Genomic DNA, 13,492 nt, shown 5'->3' with positions numbered 1-13,492 from the left:
AAGAGCGAATTTCCGGAGAGTCGATTCTGAAGGGGGCGCCGATGCCAGCTAGCAGATAGAAGGTAACTACCGCGAGATTGTTGATTTCTCAAATTGCCAACCGACCAGCTTGTTGTGAAGAGTGATGTTTTCGGCGAGAGGGCGATGTTTTTGAAGTCGAGGAGCATTCATTGCCATGTTGTGCAGCGCAACCGTCAGTGCGGTTTCCGTGACAGTGTAAGCACCGTCTTTGCTCTGCGGATCGTAGTAAACGATCTTATAGTCCGCAGTTATCGTCATGTATGCCTTATCAAATAGGCGGTGGTGCAGCGGATTCAACAAGAGCCCGTTGCGAACATCCATTCGTTGTTGCGGCGTTGCGTATGCCCAAGGCACGATGTGGCATGCATCTAGCGCATCTGGAAATGACACACCGTAGAACGCACATCGCATCGAATATGCTTTTCTAACCGCATCTCTGAAGAGTATCTGTTGGATGCCACGAGACTTCACTTTTTGGTAGATCTCGCCCGAAGTGTCCGGCTCGTTTGTGAGCAACGTGACCAGTTGATCGTATGAGATGCCCTCAGCAGCAAAGTCGAAAGGATTCTCGATCGTTGACCATGGGTAGTTCCAAACCGATTCGAGTCCACCTTCAAGATCATTGGTATCGTGAGCAATGAATCCAGTCCCGGGTCTACCTGAGCCATTGACAACGAGAATCGTAAGTGGAGGTAGTCTGGACTCCATGCAATAGTCTTGTATCGGCCCCAGGACATATCGAATGGCTCGATGGTGAACCCCGATGCGGCTCCCCAGTCCTCCGTAAGTGATGGTGCCGCGATGCTTGGCTACGTCGGCCAGAACTGCCCATGCGAGCCGAGCGCGCTCGGTTTGATTAATGTTCGACATTCGTTAATCTCGGAGAATGGGCTGAGATTGGCGCGGGCTGTCGACGAGATGCATCGAAAGGTCGATCAGCATGCTCGCGTGAGCACAAGTGGGTGCTAATGGAATCATTTGTAGAGGGAATCTGACCCATCGGCATCCCATAAACACGGGAGCGAGGGAGATTGACTATGCAAGCGCTTGTCGGCAACCCAGTGTTGGCCCGACCTGCAAGTCAGACCTACTCTTGGCAAGCGTCTGCTTGTCGTGAGTAGAGTGCGGGCGCCTGGCCAGCAGACGACACGGGGGCTCGTGACTTTCGCTATCGCGGGTTGAGATGTGAGAATGCACCAACCGTCGATAAAACGGTGTTCTAGTGCCTATAGTTATCGAAGGTTGGTCGACCCACCTCAGGGTTGGCAAAAGGTGGGTTGATTCAAGACGCTTCGACGGGGTAGGTAATCCGCTTTCTGGGCCTTCGGGCACGAACCTTTCGCGCTCTGATCTTTCGTCACTCGGAGTTACCGAATACTCTGACTTTGGAATAGGGCGTGGAGTGCTGAGTGCACCCAGGGTCGGTGGGCAGCATTTATCGGGGCAGATCCGCGCACCGATTCGCCTTCCCAGGAGGCGAGCTAAAAGTCCAAGGTTGGGGGAGACCAGCAATCAGTTAGCACAATGCAGGAATTGACCAATACCGCCATTTCTGCTTTCTTTGCCAATTGCATACGAGTGGCATTTGATGCCCGTGGCTTTCAGCTACTCTAGGGGCCGAAAACGGACCCTTCTATGCCCCATCGCCTTCGCAAAGTCTTCGCCGTCAACATTCGCAATGCGAGCACGAACGCTGCTTCGCAGCAGATCGCGCTGCTCGATCTCCGCGCCCACACGATGGCGATCGGCGAAAACGGCGTTGGCAAGTCCAGCTTCATGCGGCTGATTCCTCTCTTCTACGGGGCAAGCCCCGAGCGCATCTTGCGGGGCACCCAGAAGCACCACCTGATCGGCTACACACTGCCCGGCCCAAGCAGCGCAGTGGCGTTCGAATACGAGCGCGAGACCGAAGATGATGTGCGCCTGGCGGTCATGTTCGCCAAGCCAGGGGCCGAGCGGCCCGAGTTCGTGATCGTCGAGGGCGGCTACAAGGAGAGTTACTTCGTCGACGAGAACGGTGACTTCGTGGATCGCGACCGCTTCAAGGATCGCCTCGAGGCCATGAACATCGAGGTTTCGCCGCGGTTCGAGCTGCACGAGTACCGCAGCGTCATCCTCTACGAGCATCGCCACACGAAGGAGGCACGCAGCCTCCGCCCCTGGGCCGCTCGGCATTCTCTGGGCCCGTCCAGCCTGTTCGGCCTGGATCTGATTGCCGTGGCCATGACTTCCGAGAAGATCACGTTCCGCGACCTGCAGAATCTGGTGCTTGAGCGGCTGAACGACTCGGCCTTTGAGGGCGCCCGCAACTCCAACGCGCGGCAGCTACGCAAGGATCGCAAGGACGTCGACAGTTGGCTGGCCAACGTGAAGCATGCGCAGGAAGTGCTCAACGACACGGCGCGCAAGAAGGTCATCGAAGAGCAGGCCGGCAAGGTCGGGCAGATCGCCCTGGACCTGGGGTCGCTGCGCGCCGCCTGCGACCTGAGCATCGATCGCCGCGTCGCCACTCTTGATCAACTGGATCTCGAGCTCGGCAAGCTCACCGTCGCGATGAACGATCTAGAGCAATCCGCCGCCGAGGGCGCCGCAACGCACGCCAGGGCGGTCAGCGAGTCCAAAACCCAGCTCGCCAGCGCCACAGCCGCCGTGGAGGAGATCCAGGGACAAGATCGGCACTTCACTTCCATCGGCGTCAAGAGCATGGTGGCGGAGCACGCCCTGCAGGGCCAGTACACCCATGACAAGCAGGTGGCCACCACCGAGCGCAACAGCCTGACCGAGCGCGCGAACGATGCGCAGCAGGCCCTACAGGTGACGCTGGCCAACCTCGAAAGGGACCTTCAGGCCCGAAAAGGACAGATCCAGACCCTGCGTGAGACCGCCAGCCGTGAGTGCGAGGCACAGGTCGCCGCGGTGGAGGAGGAGCGGAACGGCGTGATTGCCGAGTTCGATTCGGCACCAGCGGCGCCCCGTCTGATCGAAATCGACGACTTAATTGCACAACATCGAAGCGACATCGGATCCCACGAGGCGCTAGCCCGCGTGGCCGAGGCGCCCGAGGAAGCCCAAGAGCACCTTGCCGGCGCCGAGGCGTCGCTGGCGCAGGCCAACCAGGTTCTGTCGGAGCGCAAACAGCATGTGGAGCGCACGCGCCTTGAGGTGAGGTCGGGCGACGGGCTACAGACACAGACCCTGCAGGCCCTGAACCAGGCGGAAGCTCAGTTAGCAGACGCGGCTGCGCACCACGAGGTCCTGCAGGCGCAACTCAACCCGCCGGCGGGCAGCGTCCTCGCCACGCTGCGCGCACAGCCGGCTGCGCTGTGGACCGGCGTGGCGAAGGTGCTCGATCCCGAGCGGCTGTTGCGCACCGACCTGACCGCGCGCTTCGAGGATGGCGCCTTCCGCGCCGCCGAGTTGACGCAGCAGGATGGGCCGGACGCCGACGAAAGCGAGGAAGTCGACGTCGGGCTTCTGCGGTTGAACGTAGCGCCGATCGAGTTGCCCCAGTGGGCGACGCAGGACGGTGCGCGTGCTCGCATCGCCGCGTCGGCCGACAACCTGGAAAGCATCCGAGCCCGGCACAAGGAGGCTCACACCGCGGCCAAGAAGGCGCAGGCCGATCTGGATGCCGCCCGCAAGGCGCTCCAGACTGGCGAGCACGAGCTCAATCGCGCTACGACGAATCAGGTCGACACAGCAGAGGCGGTGGATCGCGCGAAAAAGCACGTCGCACTCGAGCTGGAGCGCGTGCGCAAGGGCCACGCTGAGGAGGCAGCCAAGCTCCGCTTGGCCGTGTCAGCGCTCACCAGCGAATTCAACACGCTGACGAAGGACGAGCAGGCGCGCCGCGGCTCTGTGCTGCGCCAGTTCGACGAGCGGATCGGCAAGCTCAGGGCCCAGCGCGACGAGGCACTTGCGCAGCTCACCGTGGAGGCTGGCGCTGCGGACACCGGCGACAAGGAACAGCGTGTTAAGGCCCAGGAGGCACATGACCGGGCCCTGGAGGGCCTGGGCGTAGACCCGGCCAAAGTGCAGGTGCTGAACGAACGGATCGGAGCTCTGGACGCCAAGCTTGTGGCCATCGCGCAGAATGCACACAACGTCGCGGCCTGGCGCAAGTTCGAGCTGGAGCTGTTGCCGCTCAAGCCCGAGCGAGAAGCCCGGGCGCAGGAGCTTCGCCGGCGCGCCGAAGCCGCGGCCGACGAGAAGACCAAGTTCGAGAAGGGCTTGACGGAGAAGCGTGCGGCGCTCACGACCGCAGAGGCGAAGGCGCGCTCTTCCCGAAACGCCAACCAGGAGGAACTGGACAACCTTCGGCGCCTGCGTACACAGCAGCTCGCGCCGTACCGGCTGCAGGGGCCGGCGCACGTGGGGGACGACGCCTACTACACCCTCAGCACCACCACCAAGACCCGCCTGGACATACTCGGGACCGCGACCCAGCGTCTGGAAAGCGTCACGCGCGACTTGTGCTCGCGGATGCGCGAACGGCAGAGCTCGATCTCACAGTGGTTGGACGGCGTCCAGGCCGCCCACAACGCACTCGTGCAGCAGCGTGAGCAAGACGGCATGGGGGATGCCTACCTGCCACATGAGCGGGCGGTCGACTGGGGCCGGGCCGTCTGCGATTGGTTCGAGCCGCTCACGCACCGGCAGTACCACATTGCCCTGCGCCACGAGATGGACGGCTACTTCGCCGCGGCAGAGTCCTTCGTCAACCACATCGCCAACTTCGAGTCGCGGGTGGACGAGCTCAACCGACAGTTCCAGCGCGCACTGGACCAGGCGACCGGGTTCAAGCGGTTCAACAACCTGCAGATCAAGATCTCGTCGAGCGCCACCTCGAGTCCGGCGCTGAAGGCGCTGCGCGAGATGCGGGACGTGAGCCTCTCGCGCCTGAGCTCCCACCGCACGGCGCTTGCAGCAAATCCGCAGCTGCCCTCCGAAGAGGAAGTCGCCCTTGTTCGCTCCTTCCGCGACCAGATCCCCGACACCGGTACGCTGAGCGTCGACCTCGACGAGCACGTGCGCCTAGCATTCGAGCTCGAGGAGATGGGCAGACCCATCAAAATCGACAACGACCGGTCCATGCAGGGCCTGTCGTCCACGGGCTTGACGGTGCTGATCACCATGATGTTCCTGCTCGGGTTCCTGGGCATCGTTCGGGGGCCACGCTCGCCGGTGGGCATGACCTGGGTGCTCGACGAGGTGGGGCGCGTCAGCCCTAGCAACATGCTGCAGTACCTGGATGCGCTCACGCACCAGAACGTCACAGCCGTGTGCGCGGCGCCAAGCATCGACCCGGCGCTGGGAGCCCTCTTTGCCAGCGCGCATCTCTTTGAGGACGACGGCTCGCTCGTCAAGTCAAATGCTGACGACGAGGAGATCGACCTGGAAGCTGAGGAGACCGTGCAATGAGCAAGCTGGCAAGCACCCTTAAATCCCTGCTGGCGGGCGAGTTCATTTGCCCCGTCGCCCATCCGGCCAGCTACGACATGTTGATCGAGGAAGAGCACCGCGCGGCCGCCGAGGCCTGGGTGGGGCAGCTGGGCTTGCGCCTGGTGCGTCTGAGCGAGGAGGGCGCCTTCTTCCTGGCGCCCGAGGTGGCCGATGCCGAAGCGCGCTCGGCTGTCCGTGACTCGCTGCGCAATGTGCGCGCAACGCTCTCTCCAGTCGTTCCCGTGCTGGAGGCCATTCGGCAAGCCCAAGGACAGGACGCGCACCTGCAGCCGGGACTCACGCTCTGGGAGTCGGAGCTGGCCGAGCGCGTGCGTCTCACGCCGGCGCTCGAGCAGCAGGTGATGGAGCTGGCGCTGTCGGGCCTACGCCTGGACGCGAGCAGCAATGACCGGATGTCGCGCATGCTGGAGTTCCTGGTCAAGGAGCGCTATGCCGTTCCCGTGCCGAACGACAGCCGTGGCTACAAGCTCACCGGCAAGATCGAGTTCCTATACGCCGTGCTCGATGTGATCGCGGAGAACACTGAACTGATCAGCGACGCCTCGGTGGTGGACCAGGAGCAGATGCGCCTGCCGGAGGCTGGCAAGGAATGAGCAATCCCAACCGGAGTTCGCCGCTCAAGCCGGTCTTCGCGGCCCTCAGTCGGCACGTCGACGTGGTGGAGGTGGCGCTGCGGGAGCTTGTAGGCGTGGACGGAGAGGTCGCGGCCACCGACCCGGCCATCCGCTCGTTGCGTGAGCTCAACGTCCTTCGCCCCGCCGGCGAGCGCGGATACCGGCTCCATAGCCGCCTACGCGAGTTCGCCAACGACGTCTTGCAGATCCATCCGGCCTACCAAAGCCTCACGGGCATCGGTCAGCTGGTTGAGCAGATCCCGATGGTCTGGAACGAGCTGGATGATCTGCGCGCCGCCGGCGACTTCAAGCAGGCCGACGAGGCGGCCGGGCAGATCGAGCAGGATGCCTTCGACATCTCGGACATGGTGGAGCGTAACCTGCGCCTGCTGGGTCTCCTTCTGAGCACGCGCTTCGGCAACGTCACGTCGCTCGCCGCCAAGAGCAGCCAGAACCGCTACTACCAGCGCCAGAGCGAGCTCATGAGCAACGACCTCGCGCGCCTGAGCCGCGCGGTGGGGCGCGTAGAGGGCGAGGCGCGCGAGCGGGGGCTGCAGGCTCTGGCCGCCATGCTGCGCAACACGATCCAGGGGCAGTTGCCCCGTTGGACGCAGACACTTTCGCAATACCAGAGCCAGATCCGGCGCGAGCTCTTCAGCATGCGCGAGATCGAGCGTAAGAACGTGCTGCTCGCGCGCACGGCCATGCTGCTGCGCCAGAACCCCGCCTGGCGAGGGATCGAAGAGCCGGCCCTGTCCGAGGACCTGCCGGCCTTTCTGCTGTCCAAGCCCTTCGTCGGCGCACCCATCCCGCCGCTGCGCATCCACATGGATCCGCAGGACGACGATCGCAGCATGAAGGAGCTCATGCGCGACGAGGTGCATTCGCTCCCGAAGGCGCCCGTGGCAGCGCCGCCGGCGGAGGAGGCGCCGCGCATCAAGCGCGCGGACCCCAAGCCAGCGCGCAGCGCCCCCGAGACGCCCGCGATGCGATCTCTCGCCCGCTTGGCGGCTACAGCGATCGCACACGCCAAGACCGAAGGGGCCAAGTCCTTGTCGGTGATGGAGTGGCGCGCCGGCGACGCCGCGGCACGCTCGATGGCGCCGGCGCTCTGGCTCGCTTTCGCGGCGTCGGCATTGCGCCCGTACAAGTTCCGGGTGGTGCTGGTTGCCGATCCTGCTGCACCAGGTGAGCGGTTCCGCCACACCTTCAGCGACGCGTTGGTGGCGCCCACGCCGGACGCTATCGCGCTCTTCAAGCGCACGCTCGGGCGCCAGGTCGGGAAAGCCCAGCGCCAGTCGCCTACGGCGGCTCCTGTCGAGGCAATCCCAGCCCCATGACACCCGCCCACTACTCCTTCATGCGAAACCTGGTGGCCAACCGGTCGCCCAAGCTGAGCTCTGCGATTGCCAAGGAAATGGCGGACACGCAGGATTTAGGGCGGGTTCGCGGGCGCGCGGTCCTCTACGAGGAAGCGGATTTCATCAAGGCCGAGACGAAGTTGCGCAACGCTGGGTACTCGGTCGAGGCGCCAGCAGTCGGGCGGCAACGCTCCGACGCTAACGATGCTGGCTCTGAAAAAGCCTTTGCAGCGCCGGTGACCGAAGGCCTGGTCGCGGTGGTTGCGATCGGGGTGCCGGGCATTGCCACCCCCGAAGGCAGTTTCCTCGCCATGAAGTGGCGCGACGCACTGGCGTTGCCCTACGAGGTGCTGGTGGTGTGCGAGAACCTAGAGTCAATGCAGCGGGTTCATCGCTATGCGTGGCTGCAGCCCTACCTCCTTGAAGGCGGGAGACGGAGAAGGGCGCTCGTCCTTTTCCGCGGCGCGCCCGACTGGTTCCGGATAGGTCCGGCCAGCCGCCTGGTCGCCGGTGACACACGACCCGTTCTCGGACTCTTCGACTTCGATCCACAGGGGCTTTTGATGGCCGCCGGGCTGCCGCGTCGCGAGGCGCTTTGCCTGCCGCCCTGGGAACTGCTGGAAGCCTTGGTGATCGAGCGAAAGCGTCATGACCTCTATGCGGCGCAGGAGGCGGGGTGCCGGGCGCAGTTGGATGCCTGCGCCGACCAGGACATCGCCACGGCCTGGGCCCGTATGCGCCTGCTGACTCGCGGCCTCAACCAGGAAGCTTTTCCGGAACGCGACTGATGCTGACGGCTGCGTGCTGTAGGGATCTTTGGCTATCGGTTTGACTTGGGCAAGAAGCCTGGAATCCACTGCCGCCACCGAGGCATGCTCGCCGAATTCGACGGCGAGCAAATGGACTTCTGCTTAAGACTGATTGCCGACAGTCGCGCCGATTCACGCAAACGCGCGGTGCGATCCACAGCGGTCACTAATGGGCATAGCTCCATCGCCGCACGCTGTTGCCCGCCACCATTTCGTCACAGTTGATTCCCGTCATCGACGAAGCGCTTCTCGTTGCAGTATCGCGTCAATTGCCTGTTCGGGAAACGCGCTCACGCCACGCAGTAGATTGATGATCCTGACTGTTCGGCCCCACTCCTGACAAGGCACGTTCAGCGCATAGAAGAGGTCGAGCGCTTCCAGGGTCTTGTAGTCCGAGAATGCACACCGGAACTCGACGCTCGTTTGTGAGCGAAACGGTTGACCGTCGAAGATCACCTGAGTCGCCCACGTACTTCCCATCAGCCGTTTCACGCCGCCGCTCGGATAATTTTTCTCGTCGGTGGAGAAGCTGCGCCTTACAAGATTCGATTCCCAGTCCACCTCGAGGATGGTCATCAAATCGAAGTTGACACGCAGTGCCAAGCGTTCTGCGAAGCCCGACCAATTCTGCTGAGAGCTCATGCTCGGCTCGCCAGGCCGTCGTTAGAACTTTGTGCCGGTTTGATAACCGGCGCGCGAGGGATTTGCTGCGGCGCGCGTTCCGGCGCAGCCTTCTGATTGACACTACGGAACATCCCTTCTGGCTTGAGTTGCATGATCACGATCAGGCTGATCGCGATGACGAACTCTCGCAGGGAAGCGATCTGTACGGCCGTGAGGCCGGGAATCACAGCCGCTGCAAATCGCGTCGACTCCAGAAGTGCCACCACGGCAACCGAGCCGACCACGGCCCCGAGCACCCGGGTGTAGCCACCGGCCGTGGCCGCAAGGAAGATGTAGATTGTCAGCAGCGGCACAAAGCCATCGGGCGCTATATAGCTGGTCAGGTGTGCATAGACTCCGCCGGCGACCCCCGACAGTGCTGCACCCACGAAGAACGTCTTGAGCTTCAGTTGCAGCACCGGCTTTCCCGCCACCGCAGCTACTTGCTCGTCATCTCGCACCGCGCGCAGGGCACGTCCGTAGGGCGATCTGAACAGTCGCGTGAGGCAGAACGCAGTAGCTCCGACGATGGCCCACACCAAGAGTAGATAGAACCAGGGGTGAGCAGCACCCAGTTCGACCTTGAGCGGAGAGCGAATGCCCGAGAGGCCGTCGCTGCCACCCGTGAGCCACTTTTCATTGGTCGCGATGAGCCGGATCACTTCAGCAAATCCCAGCGAGACGATCGCCAGATAGTCGCCACGCAAGGGCCGCGTTACATATGACAGCACCACGCCGACCGCACCCGCCACAAGAGCCGCACACGCCAGAGATATGCCAATCGGCACTCCAGCTTTCGAGAGCAGGGCCGACGTGTAGGCGCCGACGGCATAGAAGCCGACCAAGCCGAGATTCACCATGCCGCCCTGTCCCCAGATCGTCACCAGGCCGAGGGACAGCAGTGCATAGATACCGGCCAGGGTGGCCATGAAGATGAGATACGAGGTCACTTGCGAACTCCAGATGCGCCGGCAAACAGGCCGCTCGGACGGACCAACAAAACAAGCAGGATGGCGACAAACGCAGTCGCCGACTGGTAGACAGGCGAGATAGCTAACAGCGCGACCTCGCTGACCACGCCAATCAGTAGCGCTCCCAGCACTGCACCGATGAGGCTGGTCAACCCGCCGAGCACGCTCGCGGAGAAGATGATCAGCAGCAGGCGCGATCCCGTGGACGGGTCCACACTGGTATCGATGGCAAGCAGCGCGCCCCCGATGCCGGCCAAGCCCATCCCGATGAACGTGGCAAGGTTCGACAGCCTGGCCGGATCGATGCCCTTGAGGCGGGCCAGGTCAGGGTTGTCCGCGACCGCGCGCATCGCCTTCCCGACGCGGGTGACCGTGAAGAACGCAGCCAGAGCTACGGCGATCGCCAGGGCGATACCAAGGTTATGCATCTGCTGCGGGCCGACTCGGATGCCTGCGAACTGGACGTCCCGGGCGACGGGCATATCGAAGCTGTTCAGATCGCTTCCGAACCCGAAGCGAAGGGCGTTCTCCAGGGCGAGGTTCAACGCAATCGACACGATGGCGACCATCAGTGGCGTGTGCGCCGAGATCTTGCGGCGCATAGGGACCAGTGCCAGCCGATCACCAACGATACCCACCGCTCCAGCGGTCGCAAATGCCACCACAAGAACTGGGACAAGAGGCCAGTGCAGATAGCTGTTGACCAGCCAACCGGCATAGGCGCCCACCGTCATCTGCGCCGCAATGCTGAAGTTGATGAATCCAAGCACGCTGAAGATCAGCGTCAAGCCCAAGGCAGGCAGGGCCACCACTGCCCCCATCACCAAACCGTTGACCAGGTGTTGAACAATGTCGGAGAACATCTCGGTCCTTCGGTTCGATCAAGCGACCTTGGTCACCGCGAGCTTGCCCTTCTGGATCTGCTCGTAGCGGAAGAAGACGCCCTTGACGTCGCCGTTGTCCGCGAACTCGAGTGGTCCGCTGGCCCCGTCGAAGTTGATGCGACTTCCCGAGCTCAAGAGCTTCAGGCCGTCAGGGGCGCTGTCGACAACCTTGCCTTGTGGCGACTGGGATATGCCCCGAAGGTTGTCTCGCACCGTCGTGCCGTTGGCCTCGGCAGCGGGTGCGCTGGCCAGCGCGAGCGCCACGAGGTTGACGTGGTCGTAGACTTGGCAGGAATAGCTGTCCAGGGCCTCGACCTTCATCTTCGCGATCAGTCGCTTGTACGCGCCAGCGTTCACGGAAGCCGACGGGACCAGTGAATAGGCGCCCTCTCCCACTTCAGCCGGCACCGCTTCGACCAGCTTTTGGTTGATGCCGAACGAGAAGCCGATACGCTTGCCGTCGTAGCCGGCGCGATAGAGATCCTTCAGCACGACGGACGTATCCGGCACATAGCCTCCGAGCACAATCACATCGGGCTTGGCACGCAGCGCCTGGTCCACTTCTGAACGATAGCTGGACTTCTTGTCTTCGTAGATCAGTCCTGCGCCCGTACCGCCCGCGCGCGTGAAGATGCCCGAGATGATGTCGATGTACGACTGCGCGAAAGGCGTTTGCGGCCCCATGAAGAACATCTTCTTGCAGCCGAGTTCGATGCCGAGATCGCCCACTCGCGTGCCCTGCAGCGTGACCGTCGGCGACGTGCGGAAGATATAGCCTTGGTGAGGCAGCTTCGTGATGCTGTCCGCACCCGAGGACGTAGCCAGGACGGTCTTGCTTTCCCAGCAAAGCGGTGCGATCGCCGACGTCACCGATGAGGCGTACGACCCGCCGATGGCGACGACGCGATCGACGTCGATCAACTTGCGCGCTGCGCGCACCGATGCCTCTGGATTGCTCTGGTCGTCTTCAATGACAACTTCCACGCGGCGTCCGTTGACTCCGCCGGCGGCGTTGATTTCCTCGGCGGCGATCTGGGCTGCCCGACTCATCGTCGCGCCGAATTGACTCGTAGCGCCCGTCAAAGGGATCAGGATGCCGATCCTGATCGGTTCCTTGTTCTGCGCCCAAAGGAGCGGGTGGGCTGCCCCGAAGGCCACAGCGGTACTTGTCGTCAGGAAAGATCTTCTGCTAGTCATAGCCATGCTCCAAGGAAGTTGAAATCAGTGAATCTGTGCGCCGCCAAGGAAGAGATGGCGGACCTCGTCGTCCGCCAGCAGATCCGAGGCACTCGCGTCGCGGAGCTTTCGCCCGGCGACGAGAACCAGCCCCCGCGTGCCGTACTCGAGTGCCAACAACGCGTTCTGTTCGACCATCAGGATGGCGAGGCCTTGTCCCGCGAGTTCGCGAATGAGGTCGAACACCTCGTCGGCTGCCGCCGGCGAAAGGCCCGCAGTCGGCTCGTCCAGCAGCAGCACCTTCGGCTGCGTCATCAGCGCGACAGCCATTGCGAGCACTTGGCGCTGGCCGCCGGACAGATTTCCGGCCTTGTGCTTCAGGCGCGGCTTGAGCAAGGGAAATCGCTCCAGCTGCGCTTCGACCCTGGACTTGAGTTCCGAGCGCACCAGGTAGCCGCCCATCTCGAGGTTTTCCCGCACGGTCAGGCTCTGGAAGACGTTGCGCTCCTGTGGCACGAAGCTCAGGCCTTGTTCGCAGGCGTCCTGTGCGCTGCCGGGCATGAGATGGCGTCCATCAATCTCCACATGGCCGGTCTTCGGCTTGAGGAGGCCGGCCACAAGCTTCAGGAACGTCGACTTGCCAGCACCGTTGGGGCCGATGATCACCGCAAGGTCACGCGCCTTCACTTCGAGATCGATGCCTTTGACGATCTCGTCTGCGCTGCCGTAGCCACCGCGGATGTCACGCACATTCAGAGTCGTCATGCGCGGCTCCTTCCAAGATAAGAGGATTGAACGCGACGGTCCGAGGTGACCTGGTCGAAGCTGCCGTGGGTCAGGTACTTGCCTTCGGCCATCACGACAACCTCCTCGCACAGGCGCTTGATGAGTGCCATCTCGTGCTCGATCAGGAGGATCGTGATCCCCTCGGACTTGACGACTTCGAGCTGATCCGCGATCTCGCTCACCAGCGTGGGATTGACGCCGGCCATGGGCTCATCCAGGAGGATCATCTCGGGCTCCGCGAGCAGCGCGCGACCGATCTCGAGGAGCTTCTTTTGGCCACCCGACAGGGCCGGTACAAGGTTGTCAAGGACATGATCCAAGCGCAGCCTGCGTGCCATCGCCCATGCCTTTTCCCGCAGGGCTTCTTCTCTGGTGCGAACGGCCATGCCGCCGAAGAGACCAGCGAAGAACTCCTCGCCCTCTTGACTTGGACCGTACAGCATCAGATGTTCGAAGACGGTCATCCGCGGGCAACCCCGGGCCAACTGAAACGTCCGGATCAGACCCGAGCGAGAGATGCCTTCGGGCCTCAGGTCCGAGATGTCCTTGCCATTGAACGTGATGCGTCCCGAGGCCTGGGGCAGCAATCCGGTGATGGCATTGAAAAGCGTCGTCTTGCCAGCGCCGTTGGGACCGATCAGCCCGGTCGTTTTGCCGCGTGCGACATTGAAGGTCGCTCCATCCAACGCATGGAGGCCGCCGAACGTGGCCCGCACGTCCAAGATCTCGAGAAGTGCGTCCATG

At 62.9% G+C, this 13,492-nt stretch carries 11 protein-coding genes; 4 read left to right on the top strand and 7 right to left on the bottom strand.

The features are described from left to right. Window positions 1–66: 66 nt before the first annotated feature. Complete coding sequence (locus tag NWF24_RS20250; protein WP_258350092.1) at window positions 67–891, bottom strand: HNH endonuclease; 825 nt, start codon at window positions 889–891, stop codon at window positions 67–69. 765 nt (window positions 892–1,656) lie between these two features. On the opposite strand from NWF24_RS20250, the gene NWF24_RS20245 reads away from it, so the two are divergent. Genes NWF24_RS20245 through NWF24_RS20230 form a run of 4 tightly spaced genes read left to right on the top strand, consistent with a single transcriptional unit; the run spans window position 1,657 to window position 8,247 of the window. Next, window positions 1,657–5,442: an ATP-binding protein gene (locus NWF24_RS20245; RefSeq protein WP_258350091.1), complete on the top strand. Its 3,786-nt coding sequence runs from the start codon at window positions 1,657–1,659 to the stop codon at window positions 5,440–5,442. After that, window positions 5,439–6,077 carry a condensin complex protein MksE gene (locus NWF24_RS20240; protein WP_258350090.1) on the top strand — a complete coding sequence of 213 codons (639 nt, stop codon included), beginning with the start codon at window positions 5,439–5,441 and terminating at the stop codon, window positions 6,075–6,077. Before NWF24_RS20245 ends, NWF24_RS20240 begins: the two co-directional genes overlap by 4 nt. After that, window positions 6,074–7,438 (top strand): hypothetical protein, encoded by a 1,365-nt coding sequence (locus tag NWF24_RS20235; protein ID WP_258350089.1) that lies wholly within the window; start codon window positions 6,074–6,076, stop codon window positions 7,436–7,438. Before NWF24_RS20240 ends, NWF24_RS20235 begins: the two co-directional genes overlap by 4 nt. Next, window positions 7,435–8,247, top strand: coding sequence for a DUF7281 domain-containing protein (locus NWF24_RS20230; protein WP_258350088.1), 813 nt, complete (start codon window positions 7,435–7,437; stop codon window positions 8,245–8,247). The genes NWF24_RS20235 and NWF24_RS20230 overlap by 4 nt, the downstream gene beginning before the upstream one ends. Before the next feature lie 252 nt (window positions 8,248–8,499). Here NWF24_RS20230 and NWF24_RS20225 read toward each other — a convergent pair whose 3' ends face one another. The 6 genes from NWF24_RS20225 to NWF24_RS20200 all read right to left on the bottom strand — a co-directional run bounded on the left by NWF24_RS20225 (window position 8,500) and on the right by NWF24_RS20200 (window position 13,491). Next, window positions 8,500–8,910: a hypothetical protein gene (locus NWF24_RS20225; RefSeq protein ID WP_258350087.1), complete on the bottom strand. Its 411-nt coding sequence runs from the start codon at window positions 8,908–8,910 to the stop codon at window positions 8,500–8,502. Continuing rightward, window positions 8,907–9,881 carry a branched-chain amino acid ABC transporter permease gene (locus tag NWF24_RS20220; RefSeq protein WP_258350086.1) on the bottom strand — a complete coding sequence of 325 codons (975 nt, stop codon included), beginning with the start codon at window positions 9,879–9,881 and terminating at the stop codon, window positions 8,907–8,909. The genes NWF24_RS20225 and NWF24_RS20220 overlap by 4 nt, the downstream gene beginning before the upstream one ends. Beyond that, entirely contained in the window at window positions 9,878–10,765 is an 888-nt protein-coding gene (locus NWF24_RS20215; protein ID WP_258350085.1) for a branched-chain amino acid ABC transporter permease, read from the bottom strand. Before NWF24_RS20215 ends, NWF24_RS20220 begins: the two co-directional genes overlap by 4 nt. Window positions 10,766–10,783: 18 nt before the next feature. Further along, window positions 10,784–11,944 (bottom strand): ABC transporter substrate-binding protein, encoded by a 1,161-nt coding sequence (locus tag NWF24_RS20210; RefSeq protein ID WP_258350084.1) that lies wholly within the window; start codon window positions 11,942–11,944, stop codon window positions 10,784–10,786. Window positions 11,945–12,007: 63 nt separating this feature from the next. Then, on the bottom strand, window positions 12,008–12,727 hold the full coding sequence (locus NWF24_RS20205; protein WP_258350083.1) for an ABC transporter ATP-binding protein: 720 nt from the start codon (window positions 12,725–12,727) through the stop codon (window positions 12,008–12,010). Then, a complete protein-coding gene (locus NWF24_RS20200; protein ID WP_258350082.1) occupies window positions 12,724–13,491 on the bottom strand; it encodes an ABC transporter ATP-binding protein in 768 nt (255 codons plus the stop codon). Before NWF24_RS20200 ends, NWF24_RS20205 begins: the two co-directional genes overlap by 4 nt. Between the last annotated feature and the right edge of the window lies 1 nt (window position 13,492).

The organism is Variovorax paradoxus (assembly GCF_024734665.1).
Lineage (GTDB): Bacteria > Pseudomonadota > Gammaproteobacteria > Burkholderiales > Burkholderiaceae_C > Variovorax.
Note: the sequence above shows the minus strand (reverse complement) of the source record. Positions and strands in the feature narration are given on the sequence as shown.